Origin of the sequence: Salinimonas sediminis (assembly GCF_003429285.1) — a bacterium.
Classification (GTDB): domain Bacteria; phylum Pseudomonadota; class Gammaproteobacteria; order Enterobacterales; family Alteromonadaceae; genus Alteromonas; species Alteromonas indica.
The window spans coordinates 1,765,333-1,787,987 of record NZ_CP031769.1 but is presented as its reverse complement, the minus strand read 5'-3'; the positions used below and the strand labels follow the sequence as shown (position 1 = coordinate 1,787,987).

At 46.9% G+C, this 22,655-nt stretch carries 19 protein-coding genes; 5 read left to right on the top strand and 14 right to left on the bottom strand.

Annotated elements, in window-relative coordinates:
* The first annotated feature begins 17 nt into the window (after window positions 1-17).
* Window positions 18-1,154 carry a PepSY-associated TM helix domain-containing protein gene (locus D0Y50_RS08050; RefSeq protein WP_117316351.1) on the top strand — a complete coding sequence of 379 codons (1,137 nt, stop codon included), beginning with the start codon at window positions 18-20 and terminating at the stop codon, window positions 1,152-1,154.
* Window positions 1,155-1,183: 29 nt separating this feature from the next.
* Here D0Y50_RS08050 and D0Y50_RS08045 read toward each other — a convergent pair whose 3' ends face one another.
* The 3 genes from D0Y50_RS08045 to D0Y50_RS08035 all read right to left on the bottom strand — a co-directional run bounded on the left by D0Y50_RS08045 (window position 1,184) and on the right by D0Y50_RS08035 (window position 5,412).
* Window positions 1,184-2,620 carry a sensor histidine kinase gene (locus D0Y50_RS08045; protein WP_117316349.1) on the bottom strand — a complete coding sequence of 479 codons (1,437 nt, stop codon included), beginning with the start codon at window positions 2,618-2,620 and terminating at the stop codon, window positions 1,184-1,186.
* A complete protein-coding gene (locus D0Y50_RS08040) occupies window positions 2,617-3,306 on the bottom strand; it encodes a response regulator transcription factor (protein ID WP_108566865.1) in 690 nt (229 codons plus the stop codon). The genes D0Y50_RS08045 and D0Y50_RS08040 overlap by 4 nt, the downstream gene beginning before the upstream one ends.
* 324 nt (window positions 3,307-3,630) lie before the next feature.
* A complete protein-coding gene (locus D0Y50_RS08035) occupies window positions 3,631-5,412 on the bottom strand; it encodes an ABCB family ABC transporter ATP-binding protein/permease (RefSeq protein WP_117316347.1) in 1,782 nt (593 codons plus the stop codon).
* A gap of 543 nt (window positions 5,413-5,955) precedes the next feature.
* Here D0Y50_RS08035 and D0Y50_RS08025 point away from each other — a divergent pair.
* Together D0Y50_RS08025 and D0Y50_RS08020 are read left to right on the top strand one after the other, a co-directional pair.
* Entirely contained in the window at window positions 5,956-6,306 is a 351-nt protein-coding gene (locus D0Y50_RS08025) for a deoxyguanosinetriphosphate triphosphohydrolase (protein WP_117316343.1), read from the top strand.
* A gap of 144 nt (window positions 6,307-6,450) precedes the next feature.
* Window positions 6,451-6,816, top strand: a complete 366-nt coding sequence (locus tag D0Y50_RS08020; RefSeq protein WP_232366487.1) for a YchJ family protein — start codon at window positions 6,451-6,453, stop codon at window positions 6,814-6,816.
* Window positions 6,817-7,615: 799 nt separating this feature from the next.
* Here the strand turns inward: D0Y50_RS08020 and D0Y50_RS08015 are convergent.
* Window positions 7,616-9,685, bottom strand: a complete 2,070-nt coding sequence (locus D0Y50_RS08015) for a catalase (RefSeq protein WP_108566861.1) — start codon at window positions 9,683-9,685, stop codon at window positions 7,616-7,618.
* A gap of 110 nt (window positions 9,686-9,795) precedes the next feature.
* Window positions 9,796-10,047, bottom strand: a complete 252-nt coding sequence (locus D0Y50_RS08010; protein ID WP_108566860.1) for a hypothetical protein — start codon at window positions 10,045-10,047, stop codon at window positions 9,796-9,798.
* 516 nt (window positions 10,048-10,563) lie between these two features.
* On the opposite strand from D0Y50_RS08010, the gene D0Y50_RS08005 reads away from it, so the two are divergent.
* Window positions 10,564-11,199, top strand: a complete 636-nt coding sequence (locus D0Y50_RS08005) for an SDR family oxidoreductase (protein WP_117316339.1) — start codon at window positions 10,564-10,566, stop codon at window positions 11,197-11,199.
* A gap of 1,686 nt (window positions 11,200-12,885) precedes the next feature.
* Here D0Y50_RS08005 and D0Y50_RS08000 read toward each other — a convergent pair.
* Both D0Y50_RS08000 and D0Y50_RS07995 read right to left on the bottom strand, forming a co-directional pair.
* Complete coding sequence (locus tag D0Y50_RS08000; RefSeq protein ID WP_232366486.1) at window positions 12,886-13,368, bottom strand: GNAT family N-acetyltransferase; 483 nt, start codon at window positions 13,366-13,368, stop codon at window positions 12,886-12,888.
* A gap of 640 nt (window positions 13,369-14,008) precedes the next feature.
* Complete coding sequence (locus D0Y50_RS07995) at window positions 14,009-14,710, bottom strand: hypothetical protein (RefSeq protein WP_117316335.1); 702 nt, start codon at window positions 14,708-14,710, stop codon at window positions 14,009-14,011.
* 811 nt (window positions 14,711-15,521) lie between these two features.
* On the opposite strand from D0Y50_RS07995, the gene D0Y50_RS19505 reads away from it, so the two are divergent.
* A complete protein-coding gene (locus tag D0Y50_RS19505; protein WP_170145470.1) occupies window positions 15,522-15,677 on the top strand; it encodes a hypothetical protein in 156 nt (51 codons plus the stop codon).
* Window positions 15,678-16,498: 821 nt separating this feature from the next.
* Here the strand turns inward: D0Y50_RS19505 and D0Y50_RS07985 are convergent.
* The 7 genes from D0Y50_RS07985 to fabF form a co-directional block, all read right to left on the bottom strand.
* A complete protein-coding gene (locus tag D0Y50_RS07985; protein ID WP_108566141.1) occupies window positions 16,499-17,059 on the bottom strand; it encodes a pyridoxamine 5'-phosphate oxidase family protein in 561 nt (186 codons plus the stop codon).
* A 4-nt stretch (window positions 17,060-17,063) separates the two neighbouring features.
* A complete protein-coding gene (locus D0Y50_RS07980; protein WP_108566142.1) occupies window positions 17,064-17,846 on the bottom strand; it encodes a TatD family hydrolase in 783 nt (260 codons plus the stop codon).
* Window positions 17,847-17,883: 37 nt separating this feature from the next.
* Window positions 17,884-18,771 carry a DNA polymerase III subunit delta' gene (holB, locus tag D0Y50_RS07975; protein WP_108566143.1) on the bottom strand — a complete coding sequence of 296 codons (888 nt, stop codon included), beginning with the start codon at window positions 18,769-18,771 and terminating at the stop codon, window positions 17,884-17,886.
* Window positions 18,762-19,385 carry a dTMP kinase gene (tmk, locus tag D0Y50_RS07970; RefSeq protein ID WP_108566144.1) on the bottom strand — a complete coding sequence of 208 codons (624 nt, stop codon included), beginning with the start codon at window positions 19,383-19,385 and terminating at the stop codon, window positions 18,762-18,764. Before tmk ends, holB begins: the two co-directional genes overlap by 10 nt.
* A 15-nt stretch (window positions 19,386-19,400) precedes the next feature.
* Window positions 19,401-20,411 carry an endolytic transglycosylase MltG gene (gene mltG, locus D0Y50_RS07965; protein WP_108566371.1) on the bottom strand — a complete coding sequence of 337 codons (1,011 nt, stop codon included), beginning with the start codon at window positions 20,409-20,411 and terminating at the stop codon, window positions 19,401-19,403.
* On the bottom strand, window positions 20,398-21,207 hold the full coding sequence (gene pabC / locus D0Y50_RS07960) for an aminodeoxychorismate lyase (RefSeq protein WP_170145469.1): 810 nt from the start codon (window positions 21,205-21,207) through the stop codon (window positions 20,398-20,400). Before pabC ends, mltG begins: the two co-directional genes overlap by 14 nt.
* A 140-nt stretch (window positions 21,208-21,347) precedes the next feature.
* The gene (gene fabF, locus D0Y50_RS07955; RefSeq protein ID WP_108566372.1) at window positions 21,348-22,586 is read right to left on the bottom strand and encodes a beta-ketoacyl-ACP synthase II; all 1,239 of its coding nucleotides are present in this window, start codon (window positions 22,584-22,586) and stop codon (window positions 21,348-21,350) included.
* Window positions 22,587-22,655: the final 69 nt, after the last annotated feature.

Here is a 22,655-nt window from a genome sequence, read left to right as displayed (position 1 = left end):
TACCGGGGCCAATATAAATGATGGCGAAAACAATTAAACGGTGTTTTTTTTGGGCTCACCTTTTTACCGGGGTGAGCGCGGGAGCAGTGATATTTTGCATGGCGCTTAGTGGCGTATTGCTTACCTATGAAAGGCAGATTGTTGAATTTAGCGAAATGCGCTACACCGTCCCGGTTCACAGGACGGCGCAGCGCCTCGATACCGATAGCGTTGTCGCTATAATGCAAACCCTGCATCCTGACCAGCCCCATATTTATGTCAGATGGGTAAACCGGGATGGCGCCGCTATTGCGGCCTGGGCCGGCCCATTTAGTTATTTACTCCATCCTTATACCGGCGCCATCCTGCGTGAAGGAGAAGGCTTGATAAGTGAATTTTTTCACGCAGTAACCGACTTCCATCGATATGTGTCTTTCACCGGCGATTACCGTGTTGTCGGTAAAAATATTACGGCCTATGCCAATCTGGTGTTGGTTTTTTTACTTATCAGTGGCCTATATTTGTGGCTACCTAAGCGACTCTCCAAGCGAGCTGTAAAACACCATTTATTATTATCAAAACACGCAAACCTGCATCAACGACGGCATCAGTGGCATCTGGTATTTGGTATCTGGGCGTTGCCCGGCTTACTTATTATTGCGTTAACGGCCACTATTTTTCATTTTGACTGGGCTAACCGCGCCTTGTACGGGGCGTTCGGCGAAGCCGTGCCACCGCCACCACCGCGCCCCACAGTGCAACACCTGACTCCGCCAGCAATACCTTATGAATCCTTGTATGCAAAAGCCCGGGAGCATGCCAGCGCGTATCACTACAACAACTGGTATTCAATGTGGCTTGAAATAGGCGCGTATAAGGATGAAGCACGTTTTTATATCGACCAGAGCATTGGGCATCGGCAGGAGCTAGCTTATTCGTTGTATTTTGATACGCAAACGGAAGCCGTATCAAAAGTGCTGCGTAAAGAAGATTGGTCCCCCGGCGGTCAAGCCTGGGGAACCGCCCGCTTTCTTCATACCGGCGAATATTTTGGTTTTATCGGCCAAACCCTCGCAGGAGGGTTATCTCTATTGGCGTGTATCCTGGTTTACACAGGGATTGTATTGGCATGGCGGCGCTTAATTGCTAAGCCTAAATCGAATAAGCCGGGCTGACGACCATAGCGCAAGCCAAAGCCCCCGTACTAAGCAAGCTGGGCGGGCCGGGCAGGCTGGGCGGGCCGGGCAGGCTGGGCGGGCGCCCCAGTGTCATATAATGCAACAGTTATGCAAAGGCCGCTGGCCCGGTTACCATCATCGGTATAATTTTGCGCTGTGATAGTTCCGCCTACCGCCTCAATTTGGCGGTAGGCCAGGGCCAGCCCCAACCCAAACCCCCTGCCCTGGTTATGGTCTTTTAAATCCTGCACAGCGGCCCTTGCTTTGTCTACCCGAAAGAAGGGTTTAAAAATATCGTTAAGCATATCGGGCGGTACACCCGGCCCGTGGTCTTTAATAACTAACTGATAACCTTGTACAACCCGGGTGAGTAACACGGCCACTGCGGTATTGACAGGAGTATGACGTAAACCGTTGCGAACAATGTTTTCAATTGCCTGGCCCAAAGCAAGTTGACTGCTATGTTTTATCGGCGCCGCGTCAGGTAGCGCGGTGGTCAATACTCTGTCTGGGTATTCAAACCGAGCGTCTTCACAAATCACCTGAAGTAACTCCACTAAATCGAAATCATCGTAGGTTAACAAGGGCGACTCGGTATTTAACCAAGCCAGCGTTAGCGTATCTTCCACCAGATTACGCATAGTGGAGGCCTCATAACGCAACCGTTCCAGCGCTTGGCGGGGATTAATTCGCTGTTCCATAAAATCGATTGCCATATCTATTCTGGTAAGAGGTGTACGTAATTCGTGCGACAGATCGCCTAACAATTGCCGTTGGGTATAAATTAGCTGGCTGGTTTTGTCAGCCATCTTATCAAAGGTGATGGCCAGGCGGGTTAGTTCGTCGTGACGGCTTTGCAACGATGCATTGGTGCGCACATCCAGATGGCCCTCACTAAACGCTTTGGTTACATTTTCCAGTTTACGCAATGGGGTCATAACATGGCGGTACAATACAACGCTAAGTAGGCACAATAAAATCAGCGGCAACGCAATTTGCAGTAGTACATTGGCATAAATCAGTAATGCCCCCGGGCGCATTCGCTGGGGTAGTTGAATCAAAAAATGGGTATTATCGTCAGCAAATGGCACCTCCATGACGGGGTTTTCCTGAAAATACAGATGAATTTTCCACTCTACACTTCGGCCAATCTGAAACCGTTCAAAAAACGGCGCGTAAAGCGTAGACTCGGCCATCGGGGAAATATCGGTGCTAACAATGGCCGCCCAGGTTTGCTCTTTTTGCTGTAGGTTTTTCAGCCATATAGCCAGCCCAGCTTCCCCTTCTGAGCGCATAATTTCGTCGGCTTGTTTGCCATAATCAAGCAGTTGCTGCTGATGCTCAGTGGCAATAAAACTCATGCTTGACTCGGTATGCGTGGTTAACCAGTCTATAGCCCAAAACAGCAGCACAGTGCCAAAAGCGATTACCGTACACAAACGCCACAACAGGGTATACTTCATAAAAACCGATACCCTTTGCCGTGGAGGGTGGAAAGCCACTCTGGCGGCATCCCTGCCTCTACCAGCTTTTTGCGGACACGGCTAACATGCATGTCCAGGCTTCTATCGTAGCGGCTGAACGAACGGTCAAGCACGCTGTGGTAAAGAAACGCCTTAGTCATAATATCGTGCTTGTTTTCTACCAGTATCCACAGCAGCTTGAATTGAATCGGGGTCAACTCAATGGCTTGATTGGCAAAGAAAACCGTTTGCTGTATTCGATTAAGGCGTAAATCGTGAACGTCGAGTTGGGTAGATTGTAGCAGCGCTAATGAGCCCACTTGGCTGCGCCGTAAAATAGCCTCTATACGAAGCATCATCTCTGTAAAATTAAACGGCTTTGGTAAATAATCATCCGCGCCTTTTCGATAGCCCTCAATGCGCTCTTGCTCCGCGCCACAGGCCGTGATCATCATCACCGGTGTACACTTAACTTTTCGAAGTTGATTCAACACGGCCAACCCATTAAGTGCAGGTAATAACACATCTAGCAAAATCAGATCAAAACGCTCGTTTAATGCCGTAAGTAAGCCGGACTGCCCATCCAGGCAAAGCGTTGTACTAAAGCCCTTTTGCTCTAATAACCTGGCGATCTGGCCGCTCAAGGTAATATCGTCTTCAATGATTAAAATACGTGCAAATGACATGGCAGTAAACCGGAGCACGGCCCTATATGCTATTGATAATCGTTCTTGTTTACATAGCAGTATACTGTATTCATTGGCCAATACCGAGTTTATTTACCGGACTACTTATTCCTCCCTCAAACATCTTTTCAATAAAGCGACACTAGCCCGCACACTGCGCCAAATGGGTTTTTCAGCGTGTTTTTAGCAGCTGGACGCACCACCCTCACTTTTCCGGCAAGGCGGGTGGCCTTAAAAAGAAGGCGCTATAGACGCTGCGCGATAGGCTCCTGTTCGCTTAACCCGAGGCGACTAAGCCAGGCGCCTCGTCAGGAATCTGATTTTTTAGGTATTTTGTTGTACATGCCATAAGCGCGCATAATGCCCGTTGCGTTGTAACAGTGCTGTATGCGTGCCCTGCTCTACCAGCACGCCCCCATCTAAAACCAGGATACAATCCGCATCGGTGATGGTAGATAGCCTGTGCGCAATGACCAGGCTGGTATGGGCCCGAGCAGCTTGCTTCAAAGCCTGTAAAATAGCCTGTTCGCTTTGGCTATCAAGAGAAGAGGTGGCTTCGTCGAAAACCAGTATTTGGGGATTTTTTAATAATGCCCGGGCAATCGCCACCCGTTGTTTTTCGCCGCCGGATAGTTTCAAGCCCCGCTCGCCTACCTGTGTTTGAATCCCGTCGGGGAGGCTGGCAATAAAGGTATCCAGTGCAGCCAGTTTAACGACCGCCCGCACCTTGTCATCATCGGCCTGAGGATCGCCGTAACGGATATTTTCCAACAGACTATCGTTAAACAAAACGGTATCCTGCGGCACTATACCTAACACTTCACGTACGCTGTTTTGCGTACACGCGGTGATTTTCTGGTCGTCTATAAAAACCTCGCCCTGCGTAGGATTATATAAACGAAACAGCAACTTAACCAGCGTGGATTTGCCTGCCCCACTGGCGCCTACGACAGCAACTTTTTGTCCAGGCTCAACCGTAAAAGATACATCACGTAAAATAGGCCGTTCCGGCTGATAATGAAAACTCACCCCTTCAAAACGTATGCGGCCTTGCGTCGCGCTCAGTTTTTTGGCTTGCGGACTGTCCTGTACCTTTGGTGCACGCTCTAATACCTCAAATAAATTATGAATATTCGCCATTGCGCCACGGATTTCGCGGTATACAAAGCCTAAAAAGTTCAGGGGCATGAATAGCTGCATAGTAAAGGCGTTAATAAGCACAAAATCGCCCAGCGTCATGGTACCGGACATAACACCAAGCGTGGCATTAATCATCATCGCCGTGGCGGCAATGGCGATAATCAGCGCCTGGCCGCCGTTTAATGCAAACAATGATAGGCGGTTTTGCCGCCGCGCCAGCTCCCAGCTAGCCAGCGATGTATCGTAGCGTTGCGCCTCGAAGTCTGCATTATTAAAGTATTTTACGGTTTCAAAGTTAAGCAAACTATCGATTGCCCGGGTATTGGAGGTGGAGTCGGCCTGATTCAGTGCATGAACAAAGCGCGTACGCCAATTAGTGGCTTTGATTGAAAATATGACATAAGACACCACCGCCCCCAAAATAATCAGGGCAAACGACATCCCATATTGCTTGAGTAATACACCCACTACGATAATAATTTCCAAACAGGTAGGCAATATATTGAACACCAGAAAGCGCAACAAAAAGCCGATGCCACTGGTGCCGCGCTCAATATCTCTAGATAACCCTCCTGTTTGTCGGCTTAGATGATAATCCACATCCAGGCTATGTAAGTGCGTAAACACTTTTAACCCAAGCCGACGCATAGCGCGCTCAGTCACCCGGCCAAACAAGGTATCGCGCACTTCACTAAGAATTGTATTTAGAAACCGTAGCGCCCCATAAGCTGCCACCAGCGCTAAAGGCACACTTAGTGCAACCGCGGTGAGATTCTCTGTGTCCAATGTATCGACGATATGTTTAAGGACAAATGGCAAGCCAATACTGGCCAATTTAGCGGCAATAAGACATGCCATCGCCAACCCTACCCGGCCCTTGAATTCAAACAGATATGGGGTTAGCTGAGAAAGCGTATGCCAGCGTATAGGCGTATCGACGGGGGCAGAAAAACGGTGGCGCGGCATGGTTACTCGAATATAGATACACAGTGACTGCATGCTAACGTATCAGACGATCAACCGCTATGGCCTAATAGCAAGACCCACATTATGCCCTACGCAGTCTAACCGCCTGCGGGCGGCTTTCATTACCAAAGCAAGACAGGCTGACTTTGCTATTCGACAGACATCATTGGCAAGCGCAACCTGCCCGGCGATTGCGCTGCACACGTCGGCTTAACGGCCAGAACTAACCCGTGATACACGGCTTGCCCTGTTATAACAAATAACAGGGTTACACCGTTGGCAGAAAGGATAGGTTTAGCATTAGGCAATGGTTTACCGGCTAGTCAGGGCTTAAAACCAGAAGGCGCTATGGTGGACTCTGCCTGTGCTGCATGCGGTACATTGCATTGGTTGTCTATCGAGCAGATGGCAAGTGATTGTAACGCCCGCCTATTACCGCGCTCACCAGAGCAACTGGAAATAACCTGCGCCAAAAATTTACTTGCATGTTTTTTTATACAGTACTATTGTATAGACATACTGTATGGATAAACAGGTATCCCGATGATTGAACACACTTCCAATGCTTTTCAACTTCCTTTGCCTCTGGATAGTGGCGTAGTGCCACATCCAAAACCAAAAGGCTGGCGTTATCTGTTAGCCAATACGGTAGGGTTTTCTAAAGAGGTAGAAAATGGTATCCGAATTCAAAAGCCGGGCCGCGAAAAACTCGGCATTTGGATAAAGCGCTTAATAGAGAGCGGAAAGTGTGAGTCGGTATACGTTGAAAACCTGATATTAAATAATCAGGAAACGCTGGAAGTAGCAGTAATGTGCAAGCAGTACGACGTATCGCTGGTAAATATTACGGTGTCGGCTGAAGCCCCCAATAAGGTGGTTGTGGGTCCCTGGTGATTCCTCGCAAAACCAGTAAAATAGCGTTCTGCTTTTTCTGTGGAATGTGCCATGCGTTGTTATTGCTGTAGTCAAATATCGTTTATTGAGTGTTGTGAGCCAATTATAACAGGCGCCCGAGAGGCCGATAGCCCTGCGCAACTCATGCGCTCTCGCTTTAGCGCATACTGTATAAGTGATTATCAATACATTATCGCCACATACAGTAAGGCGCAACGTCAAGCCCTTAGTGAGCAGGACATACAAAGTAGTGCGGTTGGCATAAAATGGTTTGCGCTAAACGTAAATGCTGCAAACAGCGCCCTCAATACGGTTGAATTTTCCGCTTACTATTTTGAAGGTAATAACACCGGTATATTGCATGAAACATCCCAATTTGTATTTGAAGATAGCAAGTGGCGTTATCACGATGGGGTTATTCATACCGACTCCGGTAGTATAAAAATAGGCCGTAACGATCCCTGCCCCTGCCAAAGTGGCAAAAAATTTAAGCATTGCTGCGCCCGATAGAATTGTGCTGGCGTGACCGATAACGTATTCGATCTGTTCCTCATGGCAGTTTATATGCCGCAATATTGTGATGCTCCCCGGTTGTGATGACACGAGGTTATGATGTTAACGGGTTCTTTCGTTACAGGTGGTCACAGTGCGAAGGTACGAGGGTACGATGCTGACAACTTTGTCGGTACAGGCGGTAATGACACGAGGTTATGATGCTACCGGGTTCTTTCGTTACAGGTGGTCACAGTGCGAGGGTACGGGGGCACGATGCTGACAACTTTGTCGGTACAGGCGGTAATGACACGCGGTTATAAAGCTAGCAGCTTTGTCGGTAACGGTGGTTATAGTACGAGATTATGACGCTGGCTGGCTATGTAGATGCGGGTTATGATGTTTCAGGTTATAAGGGTGGCGGACTGATGCCATAGCATTCACGCCTTTTAGTAACAGCAGCCAATAACCTAACCGCTTGTCGTCCACTAATTAGTATTGTTCATCCAACTGATATGCTTCGCTATTTGCCGCTAACGAAATAGCTTCGCGTTTACTACTTTCTACTTTCCCTACTTTCTCGTTTGCCCACTTTCTTGTTTCCTCACTTTCTCGTTTGCCGTTTGCCGTTTGCCGTTTGCCATAATTGTTGCCACATTCTACTAGCGGACCGGTGCAAAAGTTCAGCTCTGATACAACCAGCAGATACCTTTGGCTGTGCAGGACTAAACGATAACCCGTGAATTTATGTTTTTCACATACAAAAAAGGCGAACCTGGGTTCGCCTTTTTTACTTTAAAACAAAAGCTTCTATGGCTTAGCCACGTTGCCAATAGCGGGTATTGCGCAAGGTCGCGATGAAATCATCAGCGGTTTTGCTGTCTAAATCAACAAATCCGCCATCCATTTTCGATGTCATATTAAGTTCATCAAAGAGCGGTTTAGTACCGCCGATGTAACCAATAAACTTGTTATGAGCGAAAGCATCCATGACGAAGTCTTTAGCTTCGGGCACTTTTGCTTGCGCTTTTGCACCTTCCTCAGTTAACAATACTGCTACGGCATCGTACAATACCGAAGGTCCACCATCGATAACCTGATTTCCTTTAATGTGTTTACCACCAGCAGTTTTAATACCGTGTACGGTAGGCGCCACAATTTCGTACATTGCACCTTCCGCTTTCAGCGATTGTAATAAACCTTCCAGCAATTCATCTTCTACACCTGAGCAGCAGAAAATACCCAGTTTGCGACCCTTAAAGGTACTTGGACCGTTTTTAAGAATACTCAGCTTGTCGGATACCATCAAATCATCACGCGGTGCCATAGCGGCTTCCGCTTTATCCGGCATTTCTTCAAAACCAAGCCCTTCAGCTACGGCGGTAGCCAGAGCTTCATCTACATTTCTAAGGTGAGATACAACACGCTCGCGAATAGCTAACGTTTCTACCTTCGACAATTCAAAAATAAATGCATCGCGAATGTGGGTTTGCTCTACTGGCGTCTGGCTCTTATAGAACTGGATGGCCTGGCTGTAGTGATCAGCAAATGTTTCAGAACGATAGCGTAGCTTATCGCCTTCAATTGGCTGGCTTGAGCTCTTATAACCATGTGCAGGACATGCACGAGGGTTATCTTCGCCCTGCGACCAGGAATTCGGTTCGTAGTTAACTCGACCCTTAGGATTTTGCATAGCCATGTGGCCATCTTGCTGGAAGTGGCGCATAGGGCAACGCGGGGCGTTAATTGGGATTTGCGTAAAGTTAGGGCTACCCAGGCGTTTAAGCTGCGTATCCAAGTAAGAAAAATTACGGCCTTGCAGTAGTGGATCAGGCGTAAAATCAATACCTGGCACTATATTCTGGGTACAGAAAGCAACCTGCTCGGTCTCTGCAAAGAAGTTGTCGACCATGCGGTTTAGTACCATTTTACCAACGATGGTAACAGGCACTTGTTCCTCAGGAATAATCTTTGTTGCATCAAACACATCAAACTCAAAATTATCAGCAAATTCCTGGTCAAATATCTGAACACCCAGTTCCCATTCTGGAAAATCGCCAGCCTGGATAGTATTCCATAGGTCACGACGATGGAAATCTGGATCCGCACCATTGATTTTTAGCGCTTCGTTCCATACTACTGACTGTAAACCACACTTAGGCTTCCAGTGGAACTTCACATACTTTTCTTCGCCCTTACTATTGATCAGCTTGAATGTATGTACACCAAAACCTTCCATAAAGCGGAATGAACGTGGAATTGCACGATCCGACATAATCCACATCAGCATGTGAACAGATTCTGGCGACAAGCTCGCAAAATCCCAGAAATTGTCGTGTGCCGTTTGCGCCTGCGGGAAAGCGCGATCAGGTTCTTGTTTAGCACTGTGAACCAAGTCCGGGAACTTGATAGCATCTTGGATGAAAAATACGGGGATATTATTACCTACTAAATCCCAGTTACCTTCATTGGTATAAAATTTTACTGCAAAGCCACGTACATCACGTGCCAGATCAGGTGATCCTTTATTCCCTGCTACGGTGGAGAAGCGAACAAAAACGGGGGTCTGCTCTCCTTTACGCTGAAACAGGTCAGCACAGGTTATATCAGAAAAGTCATCATAGGTTTCAAAGTAACCGTGCGCGCCGTAACCGCGAGCATGGACAACCCGCTCAGGAATACGCTCATGGTCGAAATGAAAAATCTTTTCGCGCATGATATGGTCTTCAAGCAACGTGGGTCCACGCGCACCTGCTTTCAGAGAGTTTTGATCATCGCTAATCGGGCACCCTTGTGCCGTAGTCATGATTTCACTTTCATCCGCTGGCAGTTGGTGCAGCTCCCCACCATTGCCTTTGTTACCGGTATATTTAAAAGATTCAGCCATGTTCAATGCTATCCTTCATAGATGAGTTTGAAACAAAAATTAACTGCTACGGTTTTTACATCAATTGCAGAAAAATGGGTTAAAACAAATAAAGATTTGGTGCACGACGACTAGCAAAGTCGCACCTCAAGACAATCAGGAACCATCATCATGCCGCGTGTAATAGTGAGTTTCTGCCGAGGAAAGCGGTATTTTTCAAGGTTGCTAAATACCAGCTTTATCTGTGAACAAGGTTCTAGTAGGTCAGCGGGAACCTGCACAAATGCTCTATCAGCCTGCCGATTGGCTTTAAAAAAGCCGAGTGACCGGCCGGATTGATCCAGAATCTGGACGGACTGCGCCTCAAAAAACTCACCAAACATAGATAATATTCCTTTGTCTTGTGCAATGCGTACGGGGACAAAATCGCATGGTTCATCGGTTTATTAAAAATATGTAATTATAAAAAACGATTGATCAAAATCAGGACTTTTCATATGCGCTGCTTTTGAGGGTAAAGGAATGCTGACAGGATGGTAGTGACAATAATTACGGAGTAATCGAAACGTGGATTATACGAAAAGGACGCACGGTACAGCGGGTACGTGACGGGCTACAAAAGGCCTGCAAGCCCCGCTGTACGCGTAGCGCCAAGACAGGAAACGCAACTAACCGGAACAACCACCGGTATAGCGCACCTTGTTATACTGTAGAGCATGGCATAATGGAAAACAGGATTACATAGTGAAACATTTTGTATAAAGCTGTCACACCTTGCGGCTAATCTACTGCGTCCGTCAACGTTGCAAATTAAAAGGATAATGGCTGTCCCCGAATTCAGGTGATCTGTATTTCTTACCAAAGCGAACAAATAGCATATTTTTAAAGTGGAGAAGAGTATGAGTAATGTTTTAGTGATCGGTGCAAGTGGACAAATTGGCAAACAAGCTACTCAGAAGCTGTTAAATGCAGGCCACAATGTCACCGCACTTTTACGTAACAAAGATAAAATCTCAGATATCACTCATTCTGCACTGTCAGTTTATGAGCAAGATCTTGAAGATGATTTTTCGGCTGCTTTTGAAGGCTGTGATAGCGTGGTATTTTGCGCCGGTTCCGGGGGTAATACCGGCCCTGAAAAAACCCTGTTGATAGATTTGTGGGCCGCGCGCAATGCTGTGGAATACGCCCGAGAAGCAAATATACAGCAATTTGTTATGGTTAGCTCGGTGGGCTCAGACGACCCAGACGCTATAGATTCTCCGATAAAACCTTACCTGGTAGCCAAACACATGGCAGATGAGCACCTACGTAATAGTGGTCTGAATTATACTATCTTGCGTCCGGGTTCCCTGACAGATGAGCCAGGTACTGAATATGTACAAGAACTCGTACCTAGTAATGACGAAGCCAGAACCATCCCCCGTGAAGATGTGGCGACGGCCATAATGTACAGTGTAGATAATCCAAAAGCATATAATCGCATTTATGGTCTATTTACCGGTGATCAGCCATTAAAAGCAGTCATTCAGTAATCTGTTTTAGCGGGCCCGCAGGCTGCGCGGGCCTTTCTATGCGCACATCGTGTGCATAACACCATCAATTAATACGCCATCTTGGTTGTGTATATTTTCTAATACCAATATGGAGCGCTTGGCACTATTTTTCTTTACCCATTAACCTCAATAAGTACTTCCCAGATAACCCTGCATCAATAACTAAATAGCGATTGTGTTTACCGCCCATTACTCAATGCCGCACCATTAAGTATCAACTAATCGGCTGTGGGTTAATAGGCATGGATAAAGCCACAGTGGGCGTTATGTGAATTAAACGACCCAATCCCCTTTTCGCTATTTTCCTTAGCGCCTGAGACCGGTATATCCGGGAGCTACCTTTTCATATTTAAGGCAGTTTCCTAAAAGCGGCCCACCTTCCATCCGGGATACACTGATTTTCCTGAGACTTTCAGTGTAAACAGCTCAGCAACCAAGGTGACAATGGCTGGCCTGCGCTTAACTTAGTCGCCCAGGATGGGGCCGGCATGACATTGGGGATAGGGATAGCGGGAGAGATAGAAAATAGTTACTGAAATCGATGCGTTGCCGGGTTAAAAAAGCCAGAGCCTCGCGACACCAGTAGGCTAATACAAAACCTCAGGGAACTGCTCCCCCCGTCGTGCGTTACAAATAAGTGCGAATGTTACGAATAGGTGTGAATAAGGTGCATCTCCTGCTTAGTCAGCTATGGTATAGCACAACTTCACCAACATTGGCGGGGCCGAGAAATTTACCTGGTATTCCCTTTGCTTCCAAAGTGAGACTCAGCACGTTTATCGTCAATCCTCACATCACCCGGTAAGTTAACGGTTAAAAACGCCAGCCATAAATTCGATTAACATAGGACGACACGAAATAAGAAGCTACAGAACTGGGTATATTGTTTGTTATTAGGCTTGCAAGAGTATAGGCTTTTTATCGCTTTACCGGTGATCTCTCCTCGCAAACATAATGCCCTGCACCGATAGCCAGCGCGTTCAGCTGCCAATTACCGCCCTATTTACGCTTTGTATTGACTGATGCGTGGCAATTAATTGAATCCAATCTGAAACAGGCATGCATAGAGGATAATGAGCTTTATAACATAACCCCTGCGCAACAAATAGTTAGCCTTCTGCGCTTTTTAACCCGCCATGGGCTATGTACTAATTAGCGTAAAATATTATGAAAAAAACTATCAGGCCTTTTCTATCCTCTCTATTTTAAGAAAGGGCTACATCATATACAAACAGGGTTAAGCGGTGCGTCGGGTTATGACGTAACCCTGACAGAACAAAGCATGAGTTTATGATGTGTTATGGTTTTACACCTCACCCAGGTAAGGTGAAAATATAGCGATCTGACAAACAGCAGAGAAAGAAATGAAAGGCGGCTTAAATACATCCATAGAAAAGGACTTACAGAAAAGTAATTTTCTTCGGCATTTTAGCGCATGCCAAAACACATTATGATTATAAACGTGAACAGAACAGAAGCGGCTTTGGCCAGATAAGCAATAAAAGCATTTTCTATCACATTACTTTTTTGGCCTTGCATTGCTCTTTTGCTTTTATTTTGTGTGCCCAGCGTCGCCTGGGCGCCGTGAAATGTGAGTGAACCGCCGCAACACCGTTTCTGGCATAGGGTTATGTTTCAGCGAACGGCTACCAATGAATGCGCTTATTATGTGGGCCCACAGAAATGCGGATGAAGGCGAGACATTATGAGCATATCAATGTAACGACCATTTTTAAAAGTACTCAAACGCTTTCTGCCTTCTACTTCAAAGCCTGCTTTTTCATAAAGTGAAACGGCCGAGAGGTTATCTGCGTGCACTTCAAGCTCTACCCTTACCAAATTAAGCCAATTATCAGCTTGGTTAAGGGCTTCGTTCATCAACGCTCTTCCCACCCCTTTACCATGACTATCCGGGTGAACGGCTATAGCAACAGAGGCGCTATGTCTGTTTCGAATTTTGTTGGTCAAGAAAAACGTCACGTGCCCTATTACTCTTCCTTCAATGACAGATACTAATGTGTATTGTTCTGTGCCTGTGAATATACGGGAAATATCAGTTGCGCTTAGAAAGGGTAACTGAGAGGTATTTTCACATATTGAGGTAAAACTATAGATTTCATGAAGGTCTTTACTATCGTGCTCTTCCAAACATCTTATTTTCAACGTACTTTTTTTCCTGTAAACCGGTAACAATAGATAGCGCTTGGTCAAAAAGCATGTGCGGCGTGGCCTGCGGATAGCCAGCCCCACCAATTGGGAACGGTTATAAACCGAGCGCTGGGAGGTTCTGCAATAACGTTTATCGTAACAATTCCACGCCTACGCTTAAAATCCCCAGGCTTCAGTATGGTAAACCTTTTTGGGAACGCATACTTATCGATATACTTTTGGGCATCTAAAAGACTGTTGTCAGCATAGCCCTACTGGTTTCGCCCAGCCCTCTCGCCAAAAAACGCAACACACAGCTAATCGACAGATCCGTCTGGCTGTATAATTCGAGCCGAACACGATTTTTTGCCTGCCAGTGAAGGGCGAAATTTTAGCACTTTGCACGCTATCGCGTTAGCCTTTACCAGAATAAAGCCAACGGGTAAATTTTGAAAAAAAGAAATAAAAGGAAATAAATATTACTATAAATAAAACCAGATCTATTAAGCCATTGTCTTTGGACCAAATTAATCGATATTAGTAATAATAATTAATCAATTTGCTAGCGCTGGCAAATAAAAAAGCCGCGCTTTCAAAATAAGGCGGCCATAATAAGGCGGCTTGATAAAATAGTTAGTATTTAAAAATGATAGCGTACATTTGCGCCCGTAGTATCGTAACGATCAAAATCCTGATAGCTCACGGATATTGAAAATGATTCAGTAAAATAATAGCCAAGCTCAGCACCATACACGAATGCACTTTCATCTTCATCAGATGCTTCTAGCCGTTGCCCTCCAACATTTACTTTCAGCTGTATATTTTCATAGTAATACATGTAACGAGCATTGATTGCGTACACGTCGATATCAAATTCACTAATGCCAATATCGGTAATTACGTTGGCTGGTTTTTCATCCGCGTAAACAATAACCTGGTCTGTACGATGCTTGTGCTCTTCAGTTACATCAGAGTAAGAAATACTGATATCAAAGGTTTGCGTATCGGAAATATCGAAAATGTAGCCCGCCGTAAGTTGTAGCTGTTCAATATCCACTTCAGCTCGGGTATTGACTGAATTTGAAAAGGTTTCCTCATCACTGAACTGCTTATTAAGCTGGCTATCCATGGTTTGCGTTTTTTGTATTGACGCAAATAGGTTTTGAAAGCGTTTAGAAGCGGCTATCCGGTAGCCATTTGGCTCAAGATTGAATGCATTCTGCTTAAGTGACATATCAATAAAGCCGGCTTCAAAAAAGTCAAAATTAGCGTTATTTACATTGGCAGAGGCCATTCCACTAGATGCAACAGATAAAGCGATTAGGGTTGACTTAAATTTCATTTTTATCCTCCTTGTGAAATTACCAGTAAACATATCACTTTACATGCCTATCTAGCGCTATTAAATAGAAAATAGAATGTAACATTTTATATCGGGGGGAAAGGTCACGGGACAAAACAGAAGGATAAGATAGGAAGATAAACTAGGAGGTTAATTTTGGTGTTATAGTGGGATTACTCGCCTCATCGTCTCTATTACCTCGCGATAGCTTGAAGCCTGGTATCGAATACTATAGAGCACACTATATTGGAGTTAAGCTGCAGCGGCAAGTGGCGGTGAAATTCAACCGTAAAACATTACTTCTTCAACGCGTCAAAAGTCACTGTTCCGCCTATCCGGCCATCCATTAATATAATCTTACTTTATTAACTGTTTTATATAATGGATCATGAGCTGTAATGTTTTTGCTTGCACAACATAAGCACTAATTGTGTAACCATACGTTTGCTGGGCGTTACATGCCAGGTTTAGCACCCGCATTGATAAAAGCGGCCAGGGCAGTATGTTGCCTACCTGCCAGCCACAGAACGGGAGGAACATCGCGCTAATTGCGTTGTTTTTAACCATATAATAACTAAATAGATACTTGAAGGAAAATTCAACTCGCTTCAGGAAATTAAATCTTGTATCTTCGAGCATATAGAAATGCCTACATCCGCGTTCGTAGCTATCCTTTATTGGCCTATATTTGCCCTTTTGGGTATATGCTCTTATCGGCTTCACCATTACGTCAATAACAGCGGTACCTACTCACTGCCATAAGATGCTAAAAACTACCTAAATCCAAAAACCAACATACACGGGATTACCAATGACAAAATTTGATGACAAGGTTAGCGAACTCATCGCTAAACATCCGCATTTAACTAAAGAAGAAGCAATTAAAATCGTCACCGATAAAAATGAACGGAAGAAAAAGAAGAGAGAGGAAAGAACAGATAAAGGGAGTGTTAAAAAAACCAAGTAGTGATACCAGCATCCTGCTGACAGATATCCGTAAGGTGCTATCTATTGTGCTGTGAGCATGAGCACTAGCTTGACGCTACCTTGATATCATATAAAACAGGTACAGCACCCTTCCTCTACCCTTCGGTTGTCTATTCTAGAATGACGCGCTTTATGCTTAACATCGCAGTGCCAGATGGCGATCAGGCAGTGTAAAGCACGTTTGGCTGTGCTTCAGTGTAAGTAAATTACGCTTCACAAGTGCCTATTAACAATGCCGCTGGTTGTTGCCGCTTTTGAATTACCGCAACGTTTCATACCATAGATAAAACGTTGCGGTTAAAGCTTGCTTTACCTCTCACCTTACCAGCCAGCAGTGCAATTTTTGTAATAGGTTTTAGGCTAGCTGAGTGTTGGGTAAAAATCAGGCCTTAGCATTGCGGACCTGGGCTGAAAGTGGAAACACGCAGACACTCAGTACCCTGCGCTAACAGCTTTGTAATACCCAATTTCAGGGCCACACAAAGGGCTTAGGAAGCTAACAGCCGTATGCCCTTACCCTTGTATCCAATCTGACAAGATGAATTCTGCCGCTGATTTAGCGATGCCTAGCAAGGTAAGCTACGTCTGGGATATGCGCAACACATGCTAAGACATTGGGATAACACAGCCTGATTAGCGTCTGCTATGTCATCATCAGGGCGGTTGCCGGTAATGGATGGGGGCGTCGGGATAGCATATCGGCAGCTGCTAGAGATGTATAATATTCACAAGCCGCACGGCTGATATGCTATACGCTTTTTTGCACCTGCTGGCTTAAATAAACGAGTTTGCGCTTCGGGGTCAGGGAATAATAGGTTGAGAAACCCAGTCCCCGTTACCATCTAACCAGTGTTTTTCGCGGTACTGGGGGTTCCCTTGCAAAGATAAATAATCTACCGACTGGATTTTCAACTTCAATACACAAAAATGCTCAGGGGCTTCACTCATATCGCTAGTTACCCGAAGCGGTGCATCACTAGCCCGAGGATTGGCAGGCTGCCCCCAGAAATACTGTTTACGCCCGGCATCAGACAGCTTACTCCATTGCTTGTGGATTAACGCGGGGTCGCTATCAACCGTAAACCCCTCACCCTTCACGACAAACCGGTACTGCTCCCTGGTTTTAGAAAAATACCAGCACACCGAGGCATTGGGCTGTAAAGCAAGTTCCTGCCATTTTGCTGAACGGGTGTCAGATACCACCACCAGGGAATAGCTCGCCTCTTCCAAGTACCGAAATACTACCGTGCGATTTGCCGGCACCAAATCATCAGTGAGGGTGGCCAATTGAAAGTAACGGCTTTCTGGTTGGCTTTTGCTTTGATGGAGGCTTTTCGTTAAGCGCTGGTTCCAGCCGGGCATTACTTTACTCCTTATGTTTAGCCGGGATTTGGCTAAACAGCCGATAAAAGTTTGCGGTGGTGGCCTGGGCTAACTCGGCTACGGTGATGTTTTTAAGTTGCGCGATAAATTCGGCGACCTCTACCACATAACCAGGCTGGTTTTGCTTACCGCGATGAGGCACCGGGGCCAGCCAGGGAGAGTCGGTCTCAATAAGTAAACGATCCAGCGGCACGGCTTTCACCACCTCGCGCAGCTCCTGAGCAGAATTAAACGTCACAATGCCAGAAATAGAGATATAAAAGTCCATCTCAATAGCGGCTTGCGCCATTTCGAGTGATTCGGTGAAACAGTGCAAGACACCGTTTGTAGCGGGGGCTTTGTGCTCCCGTAACAATGCAAGGGTGTCTTCACGCGCACCACGAGTATGAATAATAAGCGGCTTGTTTAACGCATTAGCAACCTTTATATGATCAATAAAAGACTGTAATTGAACATCTTTTGTTTCTGCACTATAAAAATAGTCGAGCCCGGTTTCACCAATCGCTACCACTTCTGGTTTAGCTGCTTTTTGCAATAATGCTTCATACGAGCAGGCATCTTCCTGGTGAAGCGGATGTACACCACAACTTACCGACACATCATCATAGTGGCGAACTTTTTCATACATGGCGTCAAAATCTTTTACTGAAACGCTGACACACAAAAAATGCTCCACACCACGATTACGGGCAAAATCAAGCGTTTGCGCTAATTGTGTGTCATCCATTTTTAATCGATCGAGATGACAATGGGAATCTACAAACAAAATAACCTCTATTTAAACTATTGGGGTAAAGACGACCCTACACAGATTGCTTTATTTCGGCTAATAAACAACTGAGGATCATAACTTTATTCACGCCCGGGTTCTGTAACATCCGATTCGCCTGCGTACATGCTTCAAATAAACTAAATGACGAAGCGTTCGGATACTGTACACATTGTTCATGGGCATATTGCTGCAGCCAGCCGACGATACTTGGCGCACTATCTTGCCACTGCGTGGCCAGTGTTACGGCATCATTGCCGCCGGCTAACAATGTATCCAGTCCTTCGCGAAACGTGCGATAAGCAATACCTGTTTCTTCGCGTAGAGCCTGTAATAAAGTAAACGGCGCGGCGCCATAAGCATGTAATAGTGCGGGGGTGGCATCATCCACTCCCTGCTCCCGTAACCAGCCTAACGCCTGCTCAGTATCAGGGGGTGGCATTACGTGCTTTTCGCAGCGGCTTACTATCGTGGCCAGCAATTGTTGCGGGCGGTCGGTAATTAACACCAGAAAGGTATTATCTGTGGGTTCTTCAAGTGTTTTCAATAGCGCATTGGCAGCCGGCTCAGTCATTCTATGTGCCTGCGGGATTACCAATACCTTATTGCCATTAAGCTGAGCGGTAGCATGGAGCTTGGCAATGCCCCCACGGATGGCATCCACTCCCAATTGTTTATCGCTTACCAGTTCAGCCATGTCGGGATGGTTACCTGCATCAAACAATAAACACGACTGACAGGCCGAGCAATACCCTTGCGGCGTAAGTGCTTTACACAACGCTGATTTTGCCAGTAACCGGGCGAATTGATACTTGCCTATACCGGGCGGCCCGGTAAGCAATAATCCATGATGCAAGCGACGGCTTTGCAGGCGAGCAAGCAAACGGCTATAGCGGGTAGCAAACCAAGGTACTACGGACATGCAATAAACGCCATTAGATGGTGAGTAATGCACTCGTGAACGTGTGCCATAGGCTGCATGGCGTCTACCGTGACAATACTGTCATCAGCGGCAGCGAGTGCTAGATAACGCTCGCGGGTACGGGTAAAAAAGTCGAGGCCGGATAGCTCTATCCGGTCCAGCTCACCCCTCCCCCGGGCCCGTGCTAAACCCGTTGCAGGGTCAACATCGAGATACAGCGTAAGGTCTGGACGAAACCCTTGCAGGGTAATTTCGCTTAAGGTTTGCATGGTATCGGCGTCTATTTGTCGTCCGCCCCCCTGGTAAGCCAAAGAAGACAGCTCGTGACGGTCGCCTACTACCCACTGGCCAGCGTCTAACGCCGGCAGTATACGGTTTACCATAAGCTGCCGCCGCGCGGCATACATCAGCATTAGCTCAGTCTCCTGCGCTACGGTCTCCTCCCAAGGTTGCTTCACACACTCGCGTATTGCTTCAGCCATTGGGGTGCCACCTGGCTCCCGGGTGGTTTGACAAGTATGCCCCGCCCCCTGCAATAGGCTGACTATAAGCTCAATCACAGAACTTTTACCGGCGCCTTCCAGCCCCTCGACCACAATAAATTTACCGCGCATTACCACATTACCCTATTAATTAAGCTGATATTTTCGCACTGCCTGATTATGTTCTTCAAGCGTTTGCGAAAATTGGTGAGAGCCATCACCTTTAGCCACAAAATACAACTCGTCGGTCAGCGCTGGATTCAACGCCGCTTTGATAGCAGGCCGCCCCGCCATGGCGATGGGGGTGGGCGGAAGCCCACGAATGACATAAGTATTATAAGCGGTTTTTTCGCGTAAATGACGTCGCGTAATATTGCCATCAAAGGTAGCGCCGATACCGTAAATAACCGTGGGATCGGTTTGCAGACGCATATTTTGCTCGAGCCGATTAACAAAGACTCCGGCAATGCGCGCGCGTTCTGCGCCAACCGCCGTTTCCTTTTCGATAATTGAGGCTAAAATGAGCGCTTCATAAGGCGACGCCAATGGCAGGCCCACCGTGCGGCCCTCCCATTGCGCCGCTAAAAATTCCTGCATCGAATGCATGGCGCGCCGCAATATCGTAGACGCCCGGGTATTTGCGGTGAAGTGATAGGTATCGGCCAAAAATAACCCTTCCAAAGAGGCCAGGCCATCTTCTGGTTGCCAGGGCCATTGCGCCAGTAAGTCGGCAGTGACCTGCGCAGACAAATCATTATTAATGTGCGGATGATTTGCCAGTATCGTTTCCCATTGTTGCAGCGTTAACCCATCAATCAAACTCACCGAAAACTGATACTCAGCACCTTGGGAAAACATCCAAAATGCATCGGTTAAGGTCATTTGCCCGGTTAGCTGGTAAGTACCGGCTTTGACATGGCCGCCATGGGCAAAAAATTTCAACCATAGTTTACCGCTAAGCGTATCGATGTCGGTGAAGCCACTATTTTGCAGCAGGCTAAGGGCGCCATGGCCGGTGGTGCCTTTCGGTATTACCAACAGGGTCGGCTCGGAAACGTTGAGTGGGTTGCTTATCTGGTGCTTGAAATAGACCGCCCCTGACACTGCTATCACAACTAATAAGAATAAGCCTGCCAGGCTGGTTTTAATTATCGTCATATTCACTCTGATATGCTGATTGACAAACATCGGCCAGCTGCTGCACTGGCGCAATATTAAATGGATAACGTTGGGAGGAATACCACCAGGTATGCACCGGTACAACCTGCATCAGCGCGTTTGTTACACACATGGCGTTAGCATTGGTCAGCCCCGCTATATGATACCGGCCTACTTCACAACGAAGCCCCTGCGCCGCTAATTGTTCAAGCACAAATTCTCGCATTACGCCGGCTACGCCACTTAGCGCTAAATCGGCGGTATACCAGGTCTTCCCGACCCGCCAAAACAGGTTGGCAGCGCTGGCTTCAACTATGCATTGCTCAGTATCGCACACCACTACATCATCAACGTTACTGGGCATGGTATTTTTAATAAGAACCTGCTCAAGCCGATTAGTGTGTTTAAGCCCAGCCAATACAGGTTGGTGCCCCAACCTGATCTCACTCACACCGATGCTTATGCCGTTCTGGCGCCAGTCTGCATACTGTGACGGCGGCTGATGAAAAGAAAAATGAAAGCCTGCCCCACTGTCTTGAGTCCGGGCATAACCGCGTCCGCCAACCCCGGCGCTAATTAATAACTTCAGTGTCCCCGTGTCACACCGAAGGGCTGCTTGTCGCAATTGCGTAATGAGCGTGGTGCGGTCGATGGGGATCGCCAGACGCTCAGCATTGTCACACAAACGCTTTACATGTCGGCTAAACAGCGCAATACGGCCCTGTCGTACTGCCATTGTGGTGAATAGCCCGTCCCCGTAGTTAGCCACTCTGTCGTTTATGGCGAATTCGCTCACCCGGTTACCCTCCATGATGCACGTTAGGCGGTCAAGTATACCAACAGGTCGCCATATGGCATAGGCGCACGCCGGTTGTATGGGCATAAAAAAAGCAGCTCACATCAGAGCTGCTTTTTTATAATGCTATCGTTACGCCCCTAAAGGCGTTTAAAGATAAGCGATCCGTTAGTACCACCAAACCCAAATGAATTACATAGGGCATAGGGCGAATCGAACGCTTTAGCTTTATGCGCGACAAAATCTAAATCGCAACCCTCGCCCGGATTGTCCAGGTTGATAGTCGGCGGAGCCATTTTGTCGCGTAACGCCAAAATGGTAAAAATCGCTTCTACCGAACCTGCTGCTCCCAATAAATGGCCCGTCATCGACTTCGTCGAGCTCACCATTACATTGTAGGCATGATCGCCGAACACGCGTTTAACCGCCGCTACTTCTGCTTTGTCACCGGCCGGTGTAGATGTACCGTGAGCATTGATATAACCAATGTCGGTTTTATCAATTTTCGCATCGTTAATGGCATTCTCCATTGCCGCTGCTGCGCCCTCTCCATCTTCTGGCGGTGAGGTCATATGGTATGCGTCACCACTCATGCCAAAGCCAATCAGCTCGCCATAAATTGTTGCACCACGCGCTTTAGCCGCTTCATACTCTTCAAGCATGACCACGCCAGCCCCTTCGCCCATAACAAACCCGTCCCGATCTGCATCCCACGGTCGGCTAGCAGCCTGTGGGTTATCATTGCGAGCGGACAATGCTCTGGCCGAAGCGAACCCGGCTATACCCAACGGCGTAATAGACGCTTCCGCGCCCCCGGCTAACATTGCGTCGGCATCGCCATAAGCGATAGTCCGTGCAGCTATACCTAAGTTATGTACTCCGGTGGTACAGGCGGTCACCACGTTCAGGTTTGGCCCCTTTAATCCTTCCATTATAGAAAGAAAACCAGAGATCATATTAGTAATCGTGGATGGCACAAAAAACGGCGATACCCGTTTAGGCCCGCTATTGAGCAATTTGGTGTGATTCTGTTCGATCTGTTCCAGACCGCCAATACCTGAACCTATCGCAACACCAACCCGGTGGGCGTTGGCTGCGCTAATATTCAAACCAGAATCCGCCAAGGCCTGTTTACCAGCCGCAATACCTAGCTGAATAAACCGGTCCATCTTCTTTGCTTCTTTTTTATCGATGTACTCTTGCGGGTCAAAATTATCAACCTGACCGGCAAAACGAGTCGAATAGTTACTGCAGTCAAAAAGTGTAATCTCGCCTATCCCGCTTTCGCCAGATAGCACTCGACGCCAGGTTTCATCAACCGATTGCGCCAAAGGAGATAACATGCCAAGACCAGTAACCACTACGCGACGTTTTGTCACAAAAAGCCCTCGCATTGGAACTAAGGTAGGAAAAACAGAAAACGGCTCAAGAGGAGCCGTTTTATTAAG